We start from the raw sequence: 22,833 nt of genomic DNA, 5'->3' as shown, positions 1-22,833 counted from the left end.
TGCAGGGGCAGCGGGTCGGAGGCGGTGACCAGCTCCCGCAGCGGATGGCGGGCCAGCACCGCGTCCACCTCCGGCGTCAACGCCGCCGCCAGCCGGGTCATGACCGGCAGTGCGTCGTCCCGCAGCACCGCGACGGCGGCGAGCACCGTGGCACGCTCCGGCCCCTCCGGCACGCCCGCCGCGGCCCGGCCGTGCAGCTCGGCGCCCTCCTCCAGGACCAGTCCCGTGTCCAGGCCGGCCGGGATCTTGATCCGGGCGTGGTGGCGCCAGGTCGCGATCGGATCCGCCCAGGCCTCCACGTGGTAGGTCCACCGTCCCGTCGACCCGGGGGTGACGTCGGCGCCCCAGCGGTCGGTGCCGGGGGCCAGTTCCCGCATCGGGGTCCACGGTCCGGGGCGGCCCCGCGGGTCCCGCAGCACCACGTTCGCCGCCACGGCGTCGTGCCCCTCGCGGAACACGGTGGCGGTGACCTGGAACGTCTCGCCCACGACCGCCTTGGCGGGGCGCCGGCCGCACTCCACGGCCGGGCCGACGTCCCGCACCGGAATGCGACCGAGGGCCGGGGTCCAACTCATGGGGTCACCTCCACCGTGCTCGAAGGCCGGGCGCGCCCGGCGGGGAATCCTCGCCCGCCCGCGGCCGGGGGACCGCCCCGCGGGCACCTGCTGTCCTGTCGTGCCGGGAAGCGCCTACCGCCCGGCGGCGGTGGGCCGGGCCGGCGCCTTCGTCGGGTCCCGTCTGACCACGCCGCCGCGCGGCCGGCCGCCGGACTCGCGCAGCCGGGTCACCGGGCCGGTGCGCAGGTAGCGCTCGGCGGCGTCCGCGGCCTCCCGCGCGCAGCGCTTGCCCATCAGCACGCACAGCGTGTAGCCCGAGTCCTCGAAGGTGGCCCGCACCGTCCGGTCGTCGGGCGACTTCAGCATGGCGCGTTCCCAGGTCCGGTAGCGCCGCAGGTAGCGGGCGACTTCGGTCTTGGCGGGTAGCAGCATGGCGCCGTCACCTTTCGGTGGTCCCGAGGAGCACGTCTCCCCACGGTCGGGGCGGATCCGGGCATGCGAAGCGGCGGTTCCGTACGGCACTCGAGAACTTTCACTCATGGTGCACGTTCAACGACCAAGCGTCCTGTTGGATCTTCAACCAGGTCGTTCACCTGCTCGTGTTGCACGAATGGCGTAGCGCGCCCAGTGTGGATCTGACTCAGAGGCAACCAGCGCTCACGCTCCGCACCCGGGGGCGGCCCGCACAGGCGGGACGGGAGCGGGAGCCTCGCCGGTGAGGAGCCGAGGACGATGAAGACCGCAGTGCCCTGCTACTACCACCTCGACGTGGAAGTCAGCCCGGAACGGGTCGGACAGGTCAGGCGCATCCTGGCCGCGCACCTGAGGTTCTGGGACCTGGAAGACCTCGTCGAGCCCGTGTGCAGCGGTGCCGAGATGCTGCTCAAGGCCATCGACGAGCACGCACGGGACAAGAACACGTCCATCGAGATGTGGTGGACCGGCCAGCATCTGATCACCGCGGTCGGGGAGAACAACCACGACCTGCGCCCCCACCAGGACCTGCGGAGCTGTCTCGCCCGCATCGCCGCGACGAGCCACGGCTGGGGGTGCTGCGCCGCCGAGAACGGCCGCAAGATCATCTGGTTCTCGCAGCGGGCCCGCGCCGGTGTCCGCGTCCCGCTCGTGCCGAAGGCGCCGTCGCCGGCCCTGCGCGAGGGCCTGCAGCCGCCCCGCGCGCTGCCGGTCGCCGCGCTGGCCGCCCCGGCGGACGTCCGGGACGGCGTCCTGGAGAAGGCCCGGTGAGCGGGCGCACGCGCCGGAACGGGGTGCCCGTATGGGGCGGGTACCCCTACCCGCTGGGCGCCGCCCACGACGGCGAGGGCACCAACTTCGCGCTGTTCAGCGAGGTCGCCGAACGCGTGGACCTGGTCCTCGTCGACGACGACGGCGGGCACCGCGAGGTGACGCTCACCGAGGTCGACGGGTTCGTCTGGCACGGCTACCTGCCCGGGATCGGGCCGGGGCAGCGCTACGGCTACCGCGTCCACGGCCCCTGGCACCCGGCGTCCGGCCAGCGCTGCAACCCGCGCAAACTGCTCCTCGACCCCTACGCCACCGCCGTGGACGGGCAGATCGACGACCACCCCTCGCTCTACGAGCGCTCGCCGCACGGCCCGGACCCGGCCGACAGCGCCGGGCACACCATGCTCGGCGTGGTCACCGACCGGGCCTTCGACTGGGGCGACGACCGGCCGCCGAGGCGGACCTACTCCGACAGCGTCATCTACGAGGCGCACGTGCGCGGCCTGACCCGCACCCACCCCGAGGTGCCGCCGGAGCTGCGCGGCACCTACGCCGGACTCGCGCACCCCGCGGTGATCGAGCACCTGACCTCGCTGGGCGTGACCGCCGTCGAGCTGATGCCGGTGCACCAGTTCGTGCAGGACGGCGTGCTCCAGGGGCGCGGCCTGGCCAACTACTGGGGCTACAACACCATCGGCTTCTTCGCGCCGCACAACGCCTACGCCGCCCACGGCACCCGCGGGCAGCAGGTCGCGGAGTTCAAGGAGATGGTCAAGGCCCTCCACGCCGCCGGCCTCGAGGTGATCCTCGACGTGGTCTACAACCACACCGCCGAGGGCAACGAGAAGGGCCCCACGCTGTCCTTCCGGGGCATCGACAACACGTCGTACTACCGCCTCGTCGACGGTGACTGGGCGCACTACTACGACACCACCGGCACCGGCAACAGCCTGCTGATGCGGCATCCGTACGTCCTCCAGCTGATCATGGACTCGCTGCGGTACTGGGTCACCGAGATGCACGTCGACGGCTTCCGCTTCGACCTCGCGGCCACCCTGGCGCGCCAGTTCCACGAGGTGGACCGGCTGTCGGCGTTCTTCGACCTGATCCAGCAGGACCCGGTGATCAGCCGCGTCAAGCTGATCGCCGAACCCTGGGACGTCGGCGAGGGCGGCTACCAGGTGGGCAACTTCCCCCCGCTGTGGTCGGAGTGGAACGGCAAGTACCGCGACGCCGTACGGGACTTCTGGCGCGGCGAGGAGCACACGCTCGGCGAGTTCGCCTCCCGGCTGACCGGCTCCGCCGACCTGTACGCCCACCACCGGCGCCGCCCGCGCGCCAGCGTCAACTTCGTCACCGCGCACGACGGGTTCACCTTGCGCGACCTCGTGTCGTACAACGACAAGCACAACGAGGCCAACGGCGAGGACAACGGCGACGGCGAGAGCGTCAACCGGTCCTGGAACTGCGGGGCGGAGGGCGAGAGCGACGACCCGGCCGTGCTGGCGCTGCGGGCCCGCCAGCAGCGCAACTTCCTGGCCACGCTGCTGCTGTCGCAGGGCATCCCGATGCTCGGCCACGGCGACGAGATGGGCCGCACCCAGCGCGGCAACAACAACGCCTACTGCCAGGACAACGAGATCTCCTGGGTCGACTGGCGGCTCACCGACGAGCAGCGTGCCCTCGTCGACTTCACGCGCTACGTCATCGGGCTGCGCGCCGCCCACCCCGTCCTGCGCCGCCGCCGCTTCTTCCACGGGGAGCGGGTGACCCACGCCGGGCGGCCGCTGCCCGACCTGGGGTGGCTGCGGCCGGACGGCCGTGAGATGACCGAGGAGGACTGGCAGCAGGCCGACGCCCACTCCGTCGCCGTCTTCCTCAACGGCGACGCCATCGCCGAGCCGGACGCGCAGGGCCGGCCGGTGGTGGACGACTCGTTCCTGCTGCTGCTCAACGGATACTGGGAGCCGGTGGGCTTCCGTATGCCCGGCGCCGCCTACGGCGAGCGCTGGACGACGCTCGTCGACACGGCAGCGCCCGAGGGGCCGCCGGACGAGGCGGAGCACAAGCCCGGCGGTGAGATCCGCGTCGAGGCGCGCAGCCTCGTCCTGCTGTCCCGGCCGCCGAGGAAGGCCCCGCGGTGACCGCTCCGGCGGCCGTACGCCCGCCCGGACCGGCCGCCGGGCGGGCGTACGGCCCTCCCGCCGCGCACGTGCTCGGCCGGCTCAGCCCTCCCGGTGCGAGGTGACCGTGAACTGGGCGCCGTCGAGGTCGCGGAGCACGGCCTCGTCGGCGTCCTCGCGCAGGACGCTGCCGCCGTGGGCCTCCGCGGCCCGGACGCAGGCGGCCACGTCGGCCGCCCGGAAGTGGATCTGCCAGTGCGGGCGGATCGTCGGGTCGGGAGCCGCCTCCAGCGCCCCCGACTCGATCCGCGCCACCACCTCACCGTGGCTGCGCAGCACGACCTCGTCCTTCTCGTAGTGCACCGCGCAGCAGCCGGGACGCGGCGAGGCCCAGTCCAGGACCTCGCCGTAGAAGATCGCCGCGTCGAAGGCGTCACGGGTGTGCAGCCGGATGAAGGCGGGCGCGGCCTTGCGCCACGTCTCCCAGTCGCTGAAGAGCTCCCCCTCCCAGATCCCGAACGTCGCGCCGTCCCGGTCCGCCAGCAGGGCGGCCCGGCCGGGCGGGAAGGAGATCGGGCCGACCGCGGCCGTACCGCCGCGCTCCTGGACGCGGGCGACGGCGTCGTCCGCGCTGGGCACGGCGAAGTACGGCGTCCAGGCGACGGCCATCTGCCACATGGAGGCCACCGCCGCGATCCCCGCGACCGGTGCGCCGTTCGCCAGCGCGATGCGGAAGCGGTTGCCCAGCCGGGCCGTACGCCACTGCCAGCCCAGCACGGCGCGGTAGAAGTCCTGTGTGGCCTCCAGGTCGCGGCTGGTCAGGCTGACCCAGCAGGGGGCGCCGCACACCGAGTGGGTGGAGACGACGTCCGCCGGACGGCTTGGAGGTGTCGTGTCGTTGTTCATGGCACGTCCTCGGGTTGTGGACCGGCGGCCACCGGTCCCGGACACCAGTGTCCGGCCGGAATGCGGGTAGCCGCCTGCCGGGTACCCGGCGGGTTGTGCCGAAACAGCGGAACGGCGCAACCGGAGGGCCCGGGGCCGCGGTATTGCCGCACGTCTGGCGAGGATCCTCCGGAGTGAGGACGATGGACCTGTGGCACCAACAGCGCGCACGCCGCAGGAGCCGGGTGACGGGGCGGACCGCGTCCTGCAGCTGGAGCAGGAGGTCGCGCAGCTCAAGGAGGCCGTGACCTCGCACGCCGTCGTCGACCAGGCGATCGGCATGATGGTGGCGCTCGGCCGCATCCCGCCGGACGAGGGGTGGGCGGTGCTGAAGGAGATCTCCCAGCACACCAACGTCAAACTGCGCAATGTCGCGGAACTCGTCCTGCTGTGGGGGCGCACCGGGGAAATGCCGGAGGAAATCGAGGCGGAACTGGAAGCCGCCCTCGACCGTTACGGTCCACCGCAGATTCCCGGCGCACCCGAGGAGTGAGACCGATCACGGGGGCGGCGCCCGCCCGGCGGGGCGTTCACCGGCGTTCGCCGTCCCCGGCCCCGGCAGAGCGCCGTTCACCCGGTCTCCGTGAGCAGTTCCTCGCGCAGCTGCGCGAAGCAGCCGCTCAGCAGGCGTGAGACGTGCATCTGCGAGATGCCGAGCTGCTGGGCGATCCGGCTCTGCGTCATGCCGCGGAAGAACCGCAGGTAGAGAATGGTGCGCTCGCGTTCGGGCAGCGCCAGCAGGCACGGCGTGACGGCCACCCGGTCCACGACCAGGTCGTAGCGCGCGTCCGCCTCGCCCAGCCCGTCGCCGAGGGCGTACCCGTCGGTCCCCGGCACCTCGGCCTCGAGCGACAGCGCGGAGAAGCAGTCCAGCGCCTCCATCCCGGTCTGCACGTCACTCACGCTCAGCTGCGTGTGGGCGGCGATCTCGGCGGCGGTGGGCACGTGGCCCGGCGTCGTCTGGGCCAGCTCCTTCGCCGCGCGCCGCACCCGGTTGCGCAGGTCCTGCACCCGGCGCGGGACGTGCAGGGTCCACATGTGGTCGCGGAAGTGCCGCTTGACCTCGCCGGTGATCGTGGGCACGGCGTACGCCTCGAAGGCGTGGCCGCGCGCCGGATCGTAGTGGTCGACGGCCTTGACCAGACCGAGCGCCGCCACCTGGTACAGGTCCTCCAGGGCCTCGCCGCGCCCCCGGAACCGGATGGCGATCCGCTCGGCCATGGGCAGCCACACCCGGACGAGTTCGTCCCTGAGCTCCTTGTGCTCGGGCCCTTCGGGCAGGCGGGCGAGCCGTTCGAAGTCCTCCGCCGTGTCCGGGGCGTCGTCATGGGGGTGAGCCGTGGTTCTGCCGGTGTTGTGCATGGGAGTCGCCTCCCTCAGCAGGTGCTGCATGGACGGACATCATGGGAGGCGCAGGGCGACCTGCCGGGCGCACATCGCGGCGCGGCGCGCCGGCTCCCACGGACGTGCCTCCTGTCCGAAGCACTGAAAAGGCGATGCCCGATTTCCCGCTTTCCGAAACGGCGCTCCGGCAAAGTGACTCGGCGCTACCGCGCGACAATGAATTGTCGACCGTGACCGCCGAATTGCTGCCCGGAAATACTGTCCATTTCAATGACGGGAAAGGACTCCGCCGTGCTCGCCGGGACGCCCGCAGCCCGCGGGTCCCGGGCCCTGCGAGTGTTTTCCGGCCGGGGCGGCCGGTGGCGGACCGGCCGGAAAACCGGACCACCGGACGGCCGGGCGCGCAGCAGGAGCCCGGACCTGCGTGATCACCTCGCCGGACGCGGTGTGACACCCGCCGGGCGGGGGCCGCCCGGGCCGGCGCCGCCGGCGGTGCGCCCGACGTGATGTGCGGCACCCCCGCGGCGATCACTCCGACGGCCCCGTGCGGGTTCCTGCTGCGCACGGCTTGATCAGTGATCAGAACCAGGGAATTCGCGGGGACACGCCGCATTCCGCGCATTTGACAGTGCCCTCGGCGCACGGATAGGAAGCAGTCTTGGAAGTCGAAAGGTGCAGCGTGTACGAGCCGAACGTGGTCGGGGACTGGCAGGAGTGCGACGGGCACCCCGGTCTGCGCGTCCGTGTCCACCGCCTGGAGCAGGCGGAGCCGCCCCGCGGACGCGACGACGCGGCCGAGGGACTGACGTACTTCCGTCTCCGTGTCACCGTCGAGAACCGCGGCGGCCGGTGCTTCGGCGTCCACCTGGAGGACGGGCAGATCGACGTGCGGATCGGCCCCGACGGGGAGAGCGCGTTCGTCGACTGGCGCAATTCGCAGTTCATCGAGGGCTACGACGTCTACCCGCTGCGCCGGGCCACGGCGGTGCTCTACGCGGCCGGCCCCGAGGCCGCTCTGGCGCAGGTGGACGTCCAGATCCAGCTGCGGGTCGACGACGAGTGGACCGACCGCCGGCTGTGGACGGGCGGCCTCGGCCTGCACGAGGAGGCCGTCGGGGCGGCGGCCCCGTGCGCCGGCGGGCAGGGCGGCCTCGCGCACCAGGTGAGCAACTTCCTCAAGGACCAGGCCGAACCGGGCGCCGCCGGCTGACGGGCGCCGCCCGTCGGCCGCAGCCCGGGCACACGGCGCGGTGCGGGAGGCGTCCGAGCCGGCCACCGCTCCACGGCACCACCCGCCCCCTGACTCGTCTCCCGCGCCTGTCCGGTGCGCCGCACCGCCCGCTCCACGGCGCGGTCGAGCGACGTGGACCGGACCCGGATCAGTGGGGGATGCCGTCGATGACCTCCCGGGCGCCCTGGCGCAGCAGGGCGACGGCGACCGACGTCCCCAGGGTGGCGGCGTCCAGGCGGCCAGCCCACTCGTGGGCGTTCAGCCGGATCTTGCCGTCCGGGGTGAACACACAGGCGCGCAAGGAGAGTTCACCGCCGCGGTCGACCTGCGCGTAGCCGGCGATCGGGCTGTTGCAGTGCCCCTGCAGCACGTGCAGGAGCATGCGCTCCGCGGTGGCGGCCCGCAGGGTGTCCGGGTCGCCGAGCGCGCCGACGGCCTCGATCAGCTCGTCGTCGTCCTCCCTGCACTGCAGGGCGAGGATCCCGGCGCCGATCGGCGGGACCATCGTCTCCGTCGGGAGCACCTCGCTGATCACGTCCTGCCGCCCGATGCGCTCCAGACCGGACGCGGCCAGCAGCAGCGCGTCCGCCTCGCCGGCCCCCAGCTTCTCCAGCCGGCGGTTGGCGTTGCCCCGGAACGGCACGCACCGCAGGTGCGGATGGGACGCCGCCAGTTGGGCGACCCGCCGTACCGAGGACGTGCCGATCCGGGTGCCGGCCGGCAGTTCGTCGAGGGTGAGTCCGCCCGGGTGGACGAGGGCGTCGCGGACGTCGTCCCGCTTCAGGAACGCGGCGAACGTCGTCCCCGCCGGCAGCGGACGGTCGGCGGGCACGTCCTTGAGGCAGTGCACCGCGAGGTCCGCCTCGCCGGCCAGGAGCGCCGCGTCGACCTCCTTGGTGAAGGCGCCCTTGCCCTCGACCGCGGACAGGTCGCCCAGCCACTTGTCGCCGGTGGTCCGCACCGGCACCACCTCGGTGCGCACCGCCGGGTACAGGGCGGCCAACTCGGCGCGGACACGCTCGACCTGGGCGAGCGCCATGGGGGAGTCGCGGGAGACGACGCGGATCAGTTCGGGGACGGACATGCGGACACGATAGACCGTCAGCGCAGCGGCGCGGGCCCGGCTCCGCGGCCTGCGGCGGACCCGCGCCGGCCGGGCTCACGCGTTGGGGTCGAAGGCGATCCCGGCCGGCTTCGCCTCCGCGAGGTGCGACGCGAAGCTGCCGTCCTTCAGGCCGAAGTGGGCGCTGCCGAAGTCGTAGGCGCTGAGCTTGTCCCGCAGCCCCGCGGGATAGCCGTTCCAGCCGACGAGGGTGGGGAACTGCCAGGCGTGGTAGTGGTTCTCGGGCGGCTCGTCGTTGGTGTTGGCCGGGCGGAAGCAGTGGGTGCCTATGCCGTCCTTGTGGTAGACGATCTTGGGGTGGCTGCCGTCCCAGCGGATCCGGTCGCGGCTGTGGACGGTGAAGTCGCCGTGCGCCGACGTGGCGACGTACTTGGCCTCGTCGTCCTGCACCCACACCACGACGTGCTCCCAGTCGTGCCGGTGCCCGCCCAGGCTGCTGCCGGGCAGGGCCTGGTCCTTCTCGAAGTACAGCCCGTAGATGACGGCGCACCAGCCGTTGTTGCACTTGGAGCGTGCATAGCTGTTGGTGTTGTCCAGGTCCGAGGCGTCGCGGCAGTTGCCGTTGAGCGCGCCGGTCGGGTTGAGGCCGCTGTTGACCGTCCCGTCGGGTCCGATGGCGGGCGACGGGTAGCAGCCGTCCGTGTCGTAGTCGAAGGCGGGCTGGAACGTCCGCTCCAGCGGCTCGGCGTTGGCGGGCAGCGCCGGCGGGGGTGCGGCGAAGGCGATGGCGGGGAAGGCGATGACCAGCACGACGGCGCCGGCCAGACCGGTCAGCCATCTTCCGCGGCGGGGGGTGAACGTCGCTGACGACACTGCGTCCTCCTCTTGGGCGCAGCCCAACGGGCATGGGGGGCAAGGCAGTTCAGCTTGCCGTGCCCCGTGGCCGGTGCCAAGGGGGAACAGGCGTCACCGTGGTGAAGTCGATCGGAACGCCGCATTTCTGACGGCTCGTCAGCCTCTCGGGGTCTCCGGCAGGTCCGCCGCCGACTCCTCGGGCGTGAGGTCCGGGCGCAGCCGGAGCCACGACGGCTGGCGCAGCAGGCCCGCCCGGGTGCGGACGCTGTAGCGGACCTCGCCGACCAGCCGCGGCAGCACCCAATGGGCGCCGGGGGCGGCCGGTGCGGGGTCGAACGGGCATACGTCGCTCGCCAACGCGCCCAGCAGGGAGGCGAGTTCCGACCGCTCCGCCTGGCTCCAGCCGGTGCCCACGCTGCCGACGTAGCGCAGCCGCCCGGCGGCCCGCTGGCCGACCAGCACGGCGCCCGGCAGGCCCGTCAGCCGCCCCTTGCCCGGCAGCCAGCCGCCGACGATCACGTCCTCGCTCAGCATGTTGCGGATCTTGATCCAGGCCCGCGACCGCACTCCCGGTTCGTAGACTGAGTCCAGCCGCTTGCAGACGAGACCCTCCAGGCCGTGCTCACGGGTGGCGGCCAGGGCTTCCGTGCCGTGCCCGACGATCGCCGCCGGTGTCGACCAGTGCGGGCCCTGGAGTCCGAGCTCCTCCAGCCGCTCCCGGCGGCGGGCGTAGGGCAGCGCGAGCAGCGAGCGGCCACGCAGGTGCATCACGTCGAACAGCACCAGGTGGACGGGGATCAGGGCGGCCCGGCGCGCCGCGCGGCCGGGCGCGTGCGCCAGCCCCATACGGCCCTGCAGCAACTGGAAGCTGGCCCGCCCCTGCTCGTCGAGCGCCAGCACCTCCCCGTCCAGGATCGCCGGCGTGCTGCCCAGGGCGCGGCCGAGCGGGCGCAGTTCGGGGTAGGCGGCGGTGATGTCGTCCCCGGAGCGGGCGCGCAGCACCAGGCTGCCGTCGCCGGCCAGGTAGGACACCACGCGCTGGCCGTCCTGCTTGGTCTCGTACGCCCACCGCGCGTCCTGCGCCGCGGGCGGCAGGGTGCCGGGGGTGGCGAGCATGGGGGCGATCAGCGGCAGGGTCACGGCTGAGTTGTCGACGTACCGGTCCGCCGCCAAGCCCGCGACGGGGCACTTTCCCCTGAACGGGCCCCACGCGGTAGGACCCTCCCGCCGGCCGGCTGCGTCACGGCTGACGACCGCCCGCAGGGCCGGCCGGGGCGCGCCGGGCGGGACGCCGCGGGTCCGGCCGGACGCGCTGGACGCACCGCCGCAGGGGCCGGCCGGGCGCGCCGCCGCTGGGTCGGGCCGGGCGTACTGGGCGCGCCGCCGGCCGGCCGGGTGCGCCGGACGCGCCGCCGCAGGGTTGGACAGGGGGCGCCGGACGCGCCGCCGCAGGGTTGGACAGGGTGCGCCGGACGCGCCGCCGCAGGGACCGGCCGGGCGCGCCGGACCTGCCCGCCCGCACGTACCTACCGTTCAGTAGGATCGCGCCCCCCATCGTCGGAGGAGGAACCGTGCCCCGGTCAGAACGCTCACCCCTGCTGCTCGCCGGCCTGCTGGCCACGGCGGGCGCCGCCCACTTCGCCGCTCCGCGGCAGTTCGACGCGATCGTCCCGAAGGTCCTGCCGGGCAGTGCCCGGACGTGGACGTACGTCAGCGGCGCGGCCGAACTCGCCCTGGCCGCGGGCCTCGCCGTACCCCGCACCCGGCGGGCGGCCGCGCTGGCCACGGCGGCGTTCTTCGTCGGGGTCTTCCCCGCCAACGTGAAGATGGCCGTGGACTGGCGGCACCGCCCGGCCCCGCAGCGGGCGGCGGCCCTCGGCCGGCTGCCCCTGCAGGTGCCGCTCGTCCTGTGGGCCCGAGGCGTCGCCGCGAACGCCGGCCGATCCTGAGCCGTGTCCGCGAAGTCCCGTCGTCCGCCCGGAGGGCGGGCCCGCGGCGTCCGGTGCGTGCTCTCGGCGTGTCGGGCGGAGGCCCTGGTACTGCGGTGCCTCGCCACGGCCGCCGATCACTGCCACGCTCTTCCTGAGACCCCCTCACGACGGACGACCATCGGAGCGCACATCATGACGGGCACGGAACCGGGCACGGCGCGGGAGAGGCGGACGGGCGGGATCGAGGTCCACCCGGTCGCCGGGCACATCGGAGCGGAGATCACCGGAGTCGATCTGGCCGTCGGCCTCGACGACACCCAGGTCGCCGCGATCCGGGCGGCCGTGCTCCGGTGGAAGGTGGTGTTCTTCCGCGGCCAGCGGCTCGACCACGCGGCCCACGTGGCGTTCGCACGCCGCTTCGGCGAGCCGGTCGCGCCGCGCCGGCGGGGCAGCGCCTCGCCGGCGGACGTGCCCGAGGTGGAGACCACCGCGGACCGGCTGGAGCTGGGCGGACGCTACGGCATGGACCACGACGAGTGGCTCCGGCGCCGCCGGCACACGCTGCTGCGCGGCTGGCACTGCGACCACGGAGCCCGCGTCGACCCGCCCGCCGCGACGATCCTGCGCGCCGAGACCGTCCCGCCGTACGGCGGCGACACGACCTGGTCCAACCTGGCCGCCGCCTACGCCGGGCTGTCCGCGCCCGTGCGCGCCTTCGCCGACGGGCTGCGCGCCGAGCACCGGCTGGGTGTCGGCTACCAGCCGCGGCCGGGCGACGACGCCTACGTCCGGCACCTGCTGGACCACCAGGTCGCCACCGTCCACCCGCTGGTGCGCGTCCATCCGGAGACGGGGGAGCGGGTGCTCTTCGTCAACGGCTACTACGTCGAGCACATCGTCGGCCTCTCCCGAGCCGAGAGCGCCGCCGTCCTGCAGATGCTGCTGGAGCAGGCCGTCCGGCCCGAGTACACGGTGCGCTTCCGCTGGGAGCCGGGCAGTGTGGCCTTCTGGGACAACCGGGCCACGGTCCACCTGGCCCCCAGCGACAACGCCCACCTCGGGCACCCGCGGATCATGCACCGCGTGATGCTGTCGGGCGACGTGCCGGCCGGTGTGGACGGCAGGCCGTCCGAGGCCCTCACCGGCAGCGAGCCGGGACGGTGGTGAACCGGGGACCGGGCCGCGGCGCCGGCGGGCCCGGGACGCAGGACCGGGCGGACGTGACACCCGGCCGGGCCGCCGCGGGGCCGCTCACGTCAGGGGGATCGTCACCTCGTCCTCGACCGGTGGGTCCGCTTCCTGGGCCAGCTTCCCGGTCGCGGCGAAGCAGCGCAGCCGGATCGCCTCCGGGGACACGTCCAGCCGCAGGAACGACTTGAAGAACGGGGGGTGGTGGGTCACCGAGCCCGGGGAGAACAGCCGCGTGTAGATCTTGCGGACCGGCAGGCGGAAGCGGGACGCGCGGTCGGGGCGGCGGCCGGTGCCCAGCAGGCTCGCCACCAGGCGGACGCGCCGGGTGACCCGGACGGGGGCGCCCGCGGCGCGGGTCGGCGGGATGCCGAGCCGCTCGGCGACCACCGCGGCCGCCTCGGCCTCGGTGAGCGTGAAGAAGCGGCGCAGCCGCAGCCGGCGGCCGTACAGCGCGCTGTAGAAGGCCAGCGAGTCGCCGCGCAGCGGGTAGCAGCGGAAGTCCTCTTCCGTGACACGGGCGACCGACACCCGCGGGATGGTGTGCGTGGCGTGCATGAACGCCCCGCCGCCGCCCGAGACGACGTACTGGACGGTGCGCCCGTCCACGTCCACCGGGTAGCGCTGGTAGTTGTGGATGTCGCCGCCTATCGCCGCCACGTACCGGTGGGCGGGGTCGCGCACCACGTCGTCGACGGTGCCGCCGCCCTCGATGGCACAGGGCCGGTGCTCGCCGTCCACGTACAGCGGCGAGCCGGTGATCAAGATCTTCGGGCGGGGCCCGCGCGACACCTCGCGCAGCCACGCGCCCTGCTCGGCGTCGATCGTGCCGAGCAGCCCGGTGTCGATGCCCACGATCCGCACCGGCCCGGCGTCGATCGCCCAGTACGGGCCCGGCTGGACGGCCTGCTGGCCCGGCGCCGGCCGCAACGCCCGCGCCTCGACGAGGCGTTGTGCGTCCGCCGGGCGCGGCCGGTGCCACAGCAGCGTCCGCAACCGGGCCCGGCTCAGCGGCCGCGGCGCCGGCTCCGGTGCGAGCGGCGGGGCGTCGCCGCAGAAGACGCGCATGAAGCCGCCCAGGCCCTCGTACCAGTCGTGGTTGCCGGGCACGGCGTAGACGGGCGCCGGATAGTCCCGGTACGGGCCGAAGAACTTGGCGCCGTAGTCGTCGGTGCTGCCCACGGGGTAGATCACATCGCTGGCGATCACGGCGAAGGCCGTGTCACGACCGGCCTTGAGGAGACCCGGCACGACCGCGTACTGGCTCTCGCCCCCCTCACCGGTGTCGCCGAGGACCAGGAAGGAGAAGCGGTCCGGGTCGGCGCGCCGGATCACCTTGTCCGTGGGAGCGCCGGCGGCCGCCCGCTGCGCCGCCCAGCGACTGCGGATGCCGCCCGTGGGGTCCCCCAACCAGGAGGCGACCACGCCGTTGCGGGCCGCCCACAGCGTCCGGGGATCGAGCCACGACAGCTTCTCGGTCCGGCCGGGCATGAGCTGCCGGTAGGTGCCGGGGTCGGCGGTCCCCCAGCCGGCGCCTTCGACGGTATCGCGCGAGGAGTCGGACACGCGTGCACCGTAACAACGACCTGCCCGGCCTTCGACGTGGGGTCTCCAAGTCGGCGGCGGAGGAGGGAGGTTGGCGCGAGCGGCGGCGGGCCGTCGGGCCTGCCGCGGCGGCGGACGGGTCGTGCCCGCCCGCCGCCGCGCCGGTTCAGGAGAGCGGGTCGAGCGTGAGGTACGCCTGCCGCGGATCGCCGTCGTGCACCAGCGACTCCTGGGCACCCACGTCGTCGAAGGCGAAGGCGTACGCCTTCCCGTCGGCCGCCTGGGCGTGGATGATCCGCGCGTAGTGGTTGGTCACCGCGTCCTGGTAGAAGTTCGCGGTCGTGGTGTCGGGCTGGCGGGAGTTCACCAGCAGCGTCGAGCGGTTGAAGCCGGCGCACAGGGTGCGCGAGATCGGCCCGCGCACCGCGTCGTTCGGCGCGTCCAGCAGCTTGTGGCAGCCGAACACGCTGTCCCCGTCCGGCTTCTGGAAACTGGTGACCACGGTGCCGGAGCCGTCGGTGAAGTTCATGACGTTGCCCGAGACCCGGCCGTAGTACACGGTGGCCGGCCGGTCGGCGAACGGGGTGACGGTGAGCGTCGAGGTGGCGTACTTCTGCCAGACCCGGTTGATGTAGTCGTCCATCACCCCGCTCGGCAGCGCCCCGGACTCCAGCCCGTGCCCGGGTGAGAGCGCTCGCAGAACGGTGCCGTCGGACCGCGTCTGGATCAGCCCGCCCCAGCCGCCCGGCTGCGCGCGCAGCGCGTTCAGGACGGCGCTGTACCCGCCGGGCTTCAGACGGCCGGTGCTCGCGGTACTGCCGTCGGCCCGCTGGACACCGACCGAGTACGGCGCGGAGAACATGTCGACCTGGGTGCTGTTGAGCCACAGCCCCGAGTCGTTGAGCGTGTACTCGGACCAGTTGAACAGGATGTTGCGGTTGGGGTCGCTGGGGTTCTGCACCGCCGGCTGCACCAGTCCGCCGGTGGTCAGCTTGAAGACGAGCTTCTGCCCGTAGGAGAAGTAGATCCGGCCCGAGAACTTGGGGATGCGTATGGTCTGCGACCGCCCGGCGGCCGGGCCCGCGATCGAGGCGTCGGGAGCCGGCGTCGGCGGGTTGCCGCCTGCCGGCCAGGCGTGGAAGACGCCGTTGGCGTCGGCCCAGCCCTGCTGACCCGTCGTCAGCGAGGTGCCGATGTCGTAGATGTACAGCGGTTCACCGCGGCCGGAGTTGTTGGTCACCGTCAGGGGGATCGTGGCGGGCACCGCGGCGCCGGCCGGTGCCGGGGCGGCGAGCCCGAGCAGCGTACCGGCGAGGGCGGTGGCCGCGGCCGTCGCGAGGATTCTGAGTCGTGCGAGCACGCTTCACCTCCGTGGGGGGAAGGTACGGCCTTGGTACGTACCTGTGAGAGCGCTCTCAGAGTTGCGTCAGGGCGCGACCATGTCAATGTCTGCGGTGCACTTCGCCGCGGCGGACTGCACGGCGGTGCGGGGGAGTTCACCGTGGCGGGCGGCGTTCGCGCCGCGCGCGGCGGTCAGGACGCCGCCTCGCGCGCGGCGGTCAGGACGCCGCCTCGCGCGCGGCGGTCAGGACGCCGCCGCCTCCGGTGCACGGCCGACCGGGTGGCACTTCCCGGCCGTCCGGGTGCGCGCCCGGCTGTCGTTCGGTTCCCTCGTCAGGGTGCGCGCGCGACCGTCGTTCGGTCCGTCGTCCGGGTGCACGCTCGGCCGGTGATTCCGGCCCGCCGTACGGGTCCGCGCCGGCGGCCCCCCGCCCACCGTTCGGGGCGAGGTCTATTCGAAGCGGGACACGTCGCCCGCGCCGCGCCGTACGATCTCCGCCTCGCCGCTGGAGAAGTCGATGACCGTGGTCGGCTCCGTGCCGCAGTCGCCCGAGTCGACCACCGCGTCCAGTACGTGGTCGAGCCGGTCCTTGATCTCCCATCCCTGGGTCAACGGCTCCTCCTCGTCCGGCAGGAGCAGTGTGCTGGACAGCAGGGGCTCGCCGAGCTCGGTCAGGAGGGCCTGGGCGACGACATGGTCGGGGATGCGCACCCCGACGGTCTTCTTCCTGGGGTGCATCAGCCTGCGCGGCACCTCCCTCGTCGCCGGGAGGATGAAGGTGTAGCTGCCGGGCGTGGACGCCTTGATCGCGCGGAAGACGTCGTTGTCGACTCTGACGAACTGGCCCAGTTGCGCGAAGTCCTGGCAGACCAGGGTGAAGTGGTGCCGGTCGTCGAGGTGGCGGATCGCCCGGATCCGCTCGATGCCGTCCCGGCTGCCCAGCCGGCAGCCGAGGGCGTAGCAGGAGTCGGTCGGGTACGCGATCAGCGCGCCGTCCCGCACACTGGCGGCGACCTGGCTGATGGCGCGCGGCTGGGGGTTGTCGGGGTGCACGTCGAAGTACTTCGCCATCCGCCGAGCTTATGCCGTGCGGCGGCGGCGCCGGTGCAGGCGGGTGCGGTGCGGATGCCGCGCCGGTCCACCCGCAGGACGTGCGGTGCTCACCGCCGGTGGAGGCCGGGGGTGCGCATCCTGCGCCGTCCTCGCGGCCGCCGGCACGCATCGAGGCCCGGCACCGCGCCCGCACCGAGTGCCGCGGCGGGCAGGGGAGGACCCGCCTCGTCACCGCTCGCCCGCCGCCCCTCACCGGCTCGGGGACCCACACCCCGATCCGGTGCGCGGAAATGTGTGAAGACCAGTGAGTACACCGCGCTTTCCGGGGCAGCAGACGGAAGAACCGCTCGGGTCCTCCCCCCGGCCCCGAGCCCCGCGGCTCCGCCGGCTGTCACCTCCCCCCCGTGACCTCGGCGGAGCCGCCTTCTTCGTTCGTCTCCAGCGGCGCGCGGCCCGCGCCGGCAGCCGGGGGCACGAAGACGCCCTGGTAACGTCCCCGCCGGTACGCGGGGCCGATGCGAGGCGAGGAGTGGGCCGGGATGGACGGCCGCGAGGACGAGGCGGTCAGGGCGAGCGCGCGGTACGCCGGAGCCCGTCCGGCGTGGGCGGAGGAACTCCTCGCCCAGCTGCGGCCGGCCGGGCGCGACGTGCGCAGGGTCGTGGCCTGGCTGGCCGGCGCCGTGAACGGCACCGCCTGCCTCCGGGACGGCACGGGCACCGTCCTCGCCGGGCAGCCGGTCCCCGTGGACGAGGCTCTGCTCGCCGACGTGACCGACGGCCGGATCGCCTCCGCGGCGCTGGAGGACGGCGGCCGCCACCTGCGGCTCGTCCGCGTGACGCTCGCGCATCAGCGGTCGGCGGGCGTGCTGGCGGTCGCCCGGGCCGCCCCCTTCGACCGGCGGACCGCCGACATGGTCACCCACACCGCCGCGGTGGCCGAACTGCTCCTGCGCGCCCACGAGACGGCCGCCGCCGGAAGACGGCTCGAACAGGCGACCACCGCGCTGCGGCTGGCCGTCCTGCAACTGCTGATGGTGGAGGACATCGTCGCGGCCCGGCGCGTCGCCGCGGGCCTGTGGCCCGGCCTGCTCGACACGGACTCGGCCTGCGTCTACGTCGTCGAGACGCACCGCGGGGAGCGCGGCCGGCTGGCCGCCGACTGCCTGGACGCCACGGACGGCCGGGCCCTGGTGGTGCTCTGCCCGGCGGTGGACGAACACGTCATCGTGGTCGCCCCGGCCGAGGACTCGGGCCGGGCGCTGCGCTCACTGGTCGGCCGGCGCCCGCGGACGTTTCTCGGCGGCAGTACCCGGCACGGTCTCGCCCGCACGGCCACCGCCTACGGGCAGGCCGTCAGCGCCCTCGCCGTCGCCCGGTTCCGGCCCGACGGCACCGCCGTCTACGCCGAGCGCACCCACCCCGAACGCCTCATGGACCAGCGCGCGCTGCACGCCTGGTCCGCCCGGCTGCTGCGGCCGCTGGACACCCTGCCCCACCACACGCGCGCCGAACTGGTCGCCACCACCCGGCTGGGCCTGGAGTTCACCGCGGTGAACACGGCGAAGATCATGGGGGTGAGCCGCAACACCGTGCGGGCCCGGATGGAGCGCGCGGAGCGGCTGCTCGGCACGGACTTCTCCGACCTCACCGTCCGGGCCGCCGTCCACCTGGCCCTGAACGCCCAGGCCGTCGTGGGCCACGGTCCGGCGGGCGAGGACGACGGGCCGGACGGAGGGCCGTCCGGCGCCGTGGGCTTCGGCGACCTGCTGATGGGCGCGGCGCTGCGCACGTGGGCCACCGAACTGCTCGGGCGGCTGGCGGCGGACGCGCGGGACCTGCGCGGCACGCTGCGCACCTGGATCTCCGTCGGCGGCAACGCCGAACGCGCCGCTCAGCTCCTCGGCGTCCACGCGCAGACCGTCCGGGAACACGTCCGTGGCGCCGAGCCCGTACTGGAACGCCAGCTCCTCGCCGCGGGCAGCGACCTGTACGAGGTCGTCCTGGCCCATCTGGCGGTGGGTGACCTGGACCACCCCGCCCTGGGGCGGGACGAATAAGCCGATTCCGGACTCGCCTGTGCACGGTTGAGCCATCCGGGCGGCCGAAAGGGCATCGGCGCGGTACCCGAGGACGGCCGGCGGCACGTAGTTTGCGACACGCCGCAGGGGCAGTCCGCGCGGCCCCGCGTGCGGAGGCGGGACCGGAACGGGGGGCCGGTCGCGTCTCCGTCCACGCGCGTGAAGCCGGGGCGTGCGCCGCCCCGGCACCGGGACAGGCGCTGGACGGCCCCTGCCGCGCCGCCGTCCCGGCGAGGGTTCACGCGGGGCTGCCGGGACGGCCGACGGGGGCGTGCCCGTACGTGATCGCGCGGTCGGCACCAGTCGGGTGCCGGCCCACGTCGTCCGGTCCGCCGGCCGGCGCGAACCCGCGACGCGTTCGCCGAGCAGGTCCTGGGCCGCCGGGTCCGCGCGTCCCGCACGGCGTCCGCGGAGGGCGCGCCGGCCGGCGGACCGGAGCCATGCCGCGCGGTGCCGCGCGCGCCCGGGCGCGCCGTGCTTCGGTCGCCCGCCACCGGCGCCGGTGCCGCGAGGGCGCCGGTCGCGCGGCGTTCCAGTCCCGCGGCCCTGTCCGAAAGGGTCAGGCGGCGGACAGTACCGCCTCCACGGCCTCGGCCGGGGTGGCCACCTCGATCGGCCCGCGCCCTCCCCGCGCGGCGAGCTCCCCGGAGGGCAGCGGCCAGCCGCCGAGCAGGGCGACGGGCTTGCCCGCCCGCACGGCGAGGGCGATCTCACTGAGCGTGCCCCAGCTCCCGCCGACCGCGATCAGCGCGTCGCACGTGTTCACCAGGACGCCGTTGCGCAGTTCGCCCAGTCCGGTCGCCACCGCGACACTCAGGTGACGGTTCCCGGCGTCGCGGTCCCGCCCCGGCAGCAGTCCCACGACCGTGCCGTCCGCCGCCCGTACCCCCTCCGCGCACGCCTCCATGACGCCGCCGAGGCCCCCGCAGACCACGAGCGCGCCGCGCCGTGCCAGCAGCACGCCGACCTGCCGAGCCTGCGCCGCGAGTTCGGGACCGGCCTGCCCCGGACCCGCGACGGCGATACAGGGACGCATGCCTCCCATGGAACGGCCGGGTCGGGAGCCCCGGCAAGGGGACCGCCACGGCGCCGTCACCTCGTACACCCGCTGACGCTCGAATCCATTGTCTCGGCGCACGAATCTGAAGTGAAGTGTTGCTGACGCCGTTGCTTCGAACGTACGCTCATGGCATTCCACCGCTGCCTTCCGCCACTGCCCGCCGCCGACCACAGGGAACCGCCATGGACCGCACCCGCCTGCACCACCTGCTCGCCCGCGAGGCCGCCGCGGCCGAGCGGAGCAACCCGCGCTCGAAGGCCGCCTACGACCGTGCCGAGCACCTGTTCGGCCGGGTGCCGATGACCTGGATGAACAAGACCGCCGGCGCCTTCCCCCGCTACCTGGACACCGCGCGGGGGGCCAGGATCACCGACGTCGACGGGCACGAGTACATCGACTTCTGCCTCGGCGACACCGGTGCCATGGCGGGCCACTCGCCCGAGCCCGTGGCCGAGGCGGTGCGGCGCCGGTACGCCGAACTCGGGGGAGCGACCGCGATGCTCCCCACCGAGGACGCCGAGTGGGTCGGGGCGGAGCTCACCCGCCGCTTCGGCCTCGCCCGCTGGAGCTTCTCGCTGACCGCCACCGACGCCAACCGCTGGGCGATCCGGCTGGCCCGCGCCGTCACCGGCCGCCCGAAGATCCTGGTGAACAGCTACTGCTACCACGGCAGCGTCGACGAGTCGCTGATCGTCGTCGGCCCCGACGGCCGGGGCACCGCCCGGCACGGGAACGTGGGAGCCCCCTGCGACGTCACCGTCACCAGCCGCGTCGCGGAGTTCAACGACCTGGCGCAGCTGGAGCGCGAACTGGCCCACGGCGACGTCGCCGCCGTGCTCATGGAGCCGGCCCTCACCAACATCGGCATCGTGCTCCCCGAGCCCGGCTACCTGGCCGGTGTCCGCGAGCTCACCCGGCGCCACGGCGCCCTCCTGATCATCGACGAGACGCACACCTTCTCCGCCGGACCGGGCGGCTGCACCGCGGCCTGGGACCTGGAACCCGACCTGCTGACCATCGGCAAGGCCATCGGCGGCGGCATTCCCGCGGGCGCCTACGGCCTGTCCGCCGGCCTTGCCGACCGGCTCCTCGGCCGCGCCGACCTGGACCTCGTGGACATGGGCGGCGTCGGCGGCACCCTCGCGGGCAACGCGCTGTCCCTCGCCGCCGTGCGGGCCACGCTGGAACACGTGCTCACCGACGAGGCATTCGCGCACATGGCGAAACTGTCCGAGCGCTTCGAGGCCGGAGTGCGGGCCGGGATCGACGCCCACTCCCTGCCCTGGTCGGTCAGCCGGCTCGGCGCCCGCACCGAGTACCGCTTCACCGACCCCGTGCCGCGCACCGGCACCGAGTCGGCGGCCGCCGCCGACCCGGAGCTGGAGGACTTCCTCCACCTCTACCTGGCCAACCGGGGCATCCTGCTCACCCCCTTCCACAACATGGCCCTCATGTGCCCGGACACCACCGAGGAGGACGTCGACGCGCACACCGGGGTCTTCGCCGCCGCCCTGGCCGAACTGACCGGCTGAACTGCGCCGTTAGGCTGGGGCGAACCGGCCGGGAGAGGGAGACGAGGCACGTGGACGACATCGACCGGGCCATCCTGCGGGAACTGCAGACCGACGGGCGCATCGCGTACGCGGACCTCGGGCCCCGGGTCGGCCTGTCCGCGTCGGCGGCCCGCCAGCGGCTCCAGCGGCTGCTGGACTCCAGGGTCGTCCAGGTCGTCGGCGTCACCGACCCGATGGCGATGGGCGGACAGGCCATGGCACTGCTCGGCATCGGTGTCGACGGCGATCCGCGGGCGGTCGCCGACGAACTGGCCCGGCGCGCCGAGGTCGTCTACTCCGTCCTGACCTCCGGCGGCTTCGACCTGTTCGCCGAAGTCGTCACCCCCGGTCCGAAGGAACTGCTGGACTTCGTCAACGACGTGGTCCGGCCCCTGGAGGGCGTCCGGCAGGTGCAGTCCTTCCCGTACTTCGCCATTCACACACACCGGTTCCTGTGGGACGTCGGCTGACAGGGCCGCCGCCCGCCGCCCCGGGGACGGCGGTCTCGCGGACGCCCCGCCCCCGGGACGGCTGCGCCGCGGCGGCGCGTCCGCCGGAGTCCCGCGGACCGCTCACCCCCCGTCCGCCGGACGGGGGGTGAGGACGAGCATCGTGACGTCGTCGCGGACGGTGCCGCAGTGCGCCAGGACGTCCGAGAGCACGTGATCGGCCAGGGCGGCGGGGGCCAGGCCCGTGAAGCGCGGCAGCCGTTCGAGCAGCGGGTAGAAGGCGCCCTGGGCGTCCCGGGCCTCGGTGACGCCGTCGGAGGACAGGAACAGCACGTCCCCGTCCCGCAGCAGCAGGGTGTCCCCGAGCCGCCGCGGCGGCCCGTCGGTCAGGCCGAGGCCCAGCGGCGTCCACGGCGGGACCTCGATCTCCGTCGCCTTCCCCTCGCGCAGCAGCACCGGCGGCGGATGGCCGCAGGTGACGATCCGCACGGCGCGCGCGTCGTCGGAGAACTCCAGCAGGACCGCCGTCGCGAACAGTTCGGCGTGCCGCACCTCCGCCGAGTCCACCACCAGCCGGCGGTCCAGGGCGGCCGCGACCGCCGGCAGGTCCGGACGGTCGAGCACCGCCTCCCGGAAGGCCCCGAGGAGTGAGGCGACGGTGGACACCGCAGCCAGCCCGTGCCCCTGCACGTCGCCCATCACCGCCCGCACGCCGCGCGGGCCCCGGCGCACGTCGAAGAAGTCCCCGCCCACCAGCGTCCCGCGCTGCGCGGCCCGGTACAGGCCCGCGCAGCGCACCGGGCCGACGTGCTCGGCCACCGGCGGGACCACGGCGCACTGGGCGGCCTCGGCCACCGTGTGCTCCAGGTCCAGCTGCGCGTCGCGGCGGCTGCGCACGAAGGACACGAACACGCTCAGCGCGGCGACGAAGCAGACGGTGAGCAGGTCCGTCGTGCCCGGCCGGTCCAGCCGGAAGGCGTGCACGGTCAGCAGCGCGACCGACACGGCGCCGAGGACCGCGGTCGCCAGCGGCCCGTACGACAGCACGGCCAGCGGCGGGATGGCGCCCAGCACGAAGCCGACGTCCAGCGGATGGGGGCTGACCAGTGTCGCCACGACGACCGCCGTGACGAGCGCGACCGGCAGCACCCGCACCCAGCGGGGCGGTGGGGCGCCGCGCAGCCAGCCCCGCCGGTCCGAGTCCCGGCGCGCAGAGGGGGCAGGCACCTTCACCACATGACCACGCTGCAACGCCGGGAGCCGTCCCGCAC

21 protein-coding genes are annotated in these 22,833 nt (G+C 74.2%); 9 read left to right on the top strand and 12 right to left on the bottom strand.

All coding sequences use genetic code 11. The features are described 5' to 3' along the window. Both ABZ920_RS13865 and ABZ920_RS13860 read right to left on the bottom strand, forming a co-directional pair. Window positions 1-575, bottom strand: a 575-nt coding sequence (locus ABZ920_RS13865) for a maltotransferase domain-containing protein (protein WP_361503112.1), incomplete at its 3' end; no start/stop codon positions are given. Window positions 576-689: 114 nt separating this feature from the next. Further along, complete coding sequence (locus tag ABZ920_RS13860; protein ID WP_361503110.1) at window positions 690-989, bottom strand: DUF5133 domain-containing protein; 300 nt, start codon at window positions 987-989, stop codon at window positions 690-692. A 300-nt stretch (window positions 990-1,289) separates the two neighbouring features. On the opposite strand from ABZ920_RS13860, the gene ABZ920_RS13855 reads away from it, so the two are divergent. Next, window positions 1,290-1,802, top strand: a complete 513-nt coding sequence (locus tag ABZ920_RS13855) for a pep a2 (RefSeq protein ID WP_361503108.1) — start codon at window positions 1,290-1,292, stop codon at window positions 1,800-1,802. Continuing rightward, the gene (glgX, locus tag ABZ920_RS13850) at window positions 1,799-3,946 is read left to right on the top strand and encodes a glycogen debranching protein GlgX (protein WP_361503105.1); all 2,148 of its coding nucleotides are present in this window, start codon (window positions 1,799-1,801) and stop codon (window positions 3,944-3,946) included. Before ABZ920_RS13855 ends, glgX begins: the two co-directional genes overlap by 4 nt. Window positions 3,947-4,027: 81 nt before the next feature. On the opposite strand, the gene ABZ920_RS13845 is transcribed toward glgX, so the two are convergent. Continuing rightward, the gene (locus ABZ920_RS13845; protein ID WP_361503102.1) at window positions 4,028-4,831 is read right to left on the bottom strand and encodes a VOC family protein; all 804 of its coding nucleotides are present in this window, start codon (window positions 4,829-4,831) and stop codon (window positions 4,028-4,030) included. Window positions 4,832-5,021: 190 nt separating this feature from the next. Between ABZ920_RS13845 and ABZ920_RS13840 the strand changes: the two genes are divergently transcribed. Further along, window positions 5,022-5,363, top strand: coding sequence for an ANTAR domain-containing protein (locus ABZ920_RS13840; RefSeq protein ID WP_361503099.1), 342 nt, complete (start codon window positions 5,022-5,024; stop codon window positions 5,361-5,363). 77 nt (window positions 5,364-5,440) lie between these two features. Here ABZ920_RS13840 and ABZ920_RS13835 read toward each other — a convergent pair whose 3' ends face one another. Next, complete coding sequence (locus ABZ920_RS13835; protein ID WP_361503138.1) at window positions 5,441-6,232, bottom strand: SigB/SigF/SigG family RNA polymerase sigma factor; 792 nt, start codon at window positions 6,230-6,232, stop codon at window positions 5,441-5,443. Window positions 6,233-6,893: 661 nt separating this feature from the next. Here ABZ920_RS13835 and ABZ920_RS13830 point away from each other — a divergent pair. Continuing rightward, window positions 6,894-7,424, top strand: a complete 531-nt coding sequence (locus ABZ920_RS13830) for a hypothetical protein (protein ID WP_361503097.1) — start codon at window positions 6,894-6,896, stop codon at window positions 7,422-7,424. A gap of 169 nt (window positions 7,425-7,593) precedes the next feature. On the opposite strand, the gene hemC is transcribed toward ABZ920_RS13830, so the two are convergent. The 3 genes from hemC to ABZ920_RS13815 form a co-directional block, all read right to left on the bottom strand. Then, complete coding sequence (gene hemC / locus ABZ920_RS13825; protein WP_361503094.1) at window positions 7,594-8,529, bottom strand: hydroxymethylbilane synthase; 936 nt, start codon at window positions 8,527-8,529, stop codon at window positions 7,594-7,596. A 75-nt stretch (window positions 8,530-8,604) separates the two neighbouring features. Further along, on the bottom strand, window positions 8,605-9,381 hold the full coding sequence (locus ABZ920_RS13820) for an NPP1 family protein (RefSeq protein WP_361503091.1): 777 nt from the start codon (window positions 9,379-9,381) through the stop codon (window positions 8,605-8,607). A gap of 138 nt (window positions 9,382-9,519) precedes the next feature. Then, window positions 9,520-10,503: an ATP-dependent DNA ligase gene (locus tag ABZ920_RS13815; RefSeq protein ID WP_361503089.1), complete on the bottom strand. Its 984-nt coding sequence runs from the start codon at window positions 10,501-10,503 to the stop codon at window positions 9,520-9,522. A gap of 431 nt (window positions 10,504-10,934) precedes the next feature. Between ABZ920_RS13815 and ABZ920_RS13810 the strand changes: the two genes are divergently transcribed. Together ABZ920_RS13810 and ABZ920_RS13805 are read left to right on the top strand one after the other, a co-directional pair. Then, a complete protein-coding gene (locus ABZ920_RS13810; protein ID WP_361503086.1) occupies window positions 10,935-11,312 on the top strand; it encodes a MauE/DoxX family redox-associated membrane protein in 378 nt (125 codons plus the stop codon). A 174-nt stretch (window positions 11,313-11,486) separates the two neighbouring features. After that, the gene (locus ABZ920_RS13805; RefSeq protein ID WP_361503083.1) at window positions 11,487-12,461 is read left to right on the top strand and encodes a TauD/TfdA family dioxygenase; all 975 of its coding nucleotides are present in this window, start codon (window positions 11,487-11,489) and stop codon (window positions 12,459-12,461) included. 84 nt (window positions 12,462-12,545) lie between these two features. Here the strand turns inward: ABZ920_RS13805 and ABZ920_RS13800 are convergent, their stop codons facing one another. The 3 genes from ABZ920_RS13800 to ABZ920_RS13790 all read right to left on the bottom strand — a co-directional run bounded on the left by ABZ920_RS13800 (window position 12,546) and on the right by ABZ920_RS13790 (window position 16,440). Next, window positions 12,546-14,048, bottom strand: a complete 1,503-nt coding sequence (locus ABZ920_RS13800; RefSeq protein ID WP_361503081.1) for a metallophosphoesterase — start codon at window positions 14,046-14,048, stop codon at window positions 12,546-12,548. Between the two features lie 145 nt (window positions 14,049-14,193). Further along, on the bottom strand, window positions 14,194-15,387 hold the full coding sequence (locus ABZ920_RS13795) for a glycoside hydrolase family 64 protein (protein WP_361503078.1): 1,194 nt from the start codon (window positions 15,385-15,387) through the stop codon (window positions 14,194-14,196). A 432-nt stretch (window positions 15,388-15,819) separates the two neighbouring features. Continuing rightward, a complete protein-coding gene (locus ABZ920_RS13790; protein WP_361503075.1) occupies window positions 15,820-16,440 on the bottom strand; it encodes an L-threonylcarbamoyladenylate synthase in 621 nt (206 codons plus the stop codon). A 521-nt stretch (window positions 16,441-16,961) separates the two neighbouring features. Here ABZ920_RS13790 and ABZ920_RS13785 point away from each other — a divergent pair. Beyond that, window positions 16,962-18,479 (top strand): helix-turn-helix domain-containing protein, encoded by a 1,518-nt coding sequence (locus tag ABZ920_RS13785; RefSeq protein WP_361503136.1) that lies wholly within the window; start codon window positions 16,962-16,964, stop codon window positions 18,477-18,479. Between the two features lie 580 nt (window positions 18,480-19,059). Here the strand turns inward: ABZ920_RS13785 and ABZ920_RS13780 are convergent. Next, complete coding sequence (locus ABZ920_RS13780) at window positions 19,060-19,536, bottom strand: TIGR00725 family protein (RefSeq protein WP_361503072.1); 477 nt, start codon at window positions 19,534-19,536, stop codon at window positions 19,060-19,062. A 206-nt stretch (window positions 19,537-19,742) separates the two neighbouring features. On the opposite strand from ABZ920_RS13780, the gene ABZ920_RS13775 reads away from it, so the two are divergent. Both ABZ920_RS13775 and ABZ920_RS13770 read left to right on the top strand, forming a co-directional pair. Next, a complete protein-coding gene (locus ABZ920_RS13775) occupies window positions 19,743-21,092 on the top strand; it encodes a transaminase (RefSeq protein ID WP_361503069.1) in 1,350 nt (449 codons plus the stop codon). A gap of 50 nt (window positions 21,093-21,142) precedes the next feature. After that, window positions 21,143-21,583: an Lrp/AsnC family transcriptional regulator gene (locus ABZ920_RS13770; RefSeq protein ID WP_361503066.1), complete on the top strand. Its 441-nt coding sequence runs from the start codon at window positions 21,143-21,145 to the stop codon at window positions 21,581-21,583. 102 nt (window positions 21,584-21,685) lie between these two features. Here ABZ920_RS13770 and ABZ920_RS13765 read toward each other — a convergent pair whose 3' ends face one another. Then, complete coding sequence (locus ABZ920_RS13765; RefSeq protein ID WP_361503063.1) at window positions 21,686-22,798, bottom strand: PP2C family protein-serine/threonine phosphatase; 1,113 nt, start codon at window positions 22,796-22,798, stop codon at window positions 21,686-21,688. Between the last annotated feature and the right edge of the window lie 35 nt (window positions 22,799-22,833).

It is taken from the genome of Streptomyces sp. NPDC046831, assembly GCF_040645305.1.
Classification (GTDB): Bacteria; Actinomycetota; Actinomycetes; order Streptomycetales; family Streptomycetaceae; genus Streptomyces.
The sequence above is the reverse complement of the archived record's forward strand: the minus strand, read 5'-3'. Positions and strand labels throughout refer to the sequence as shown.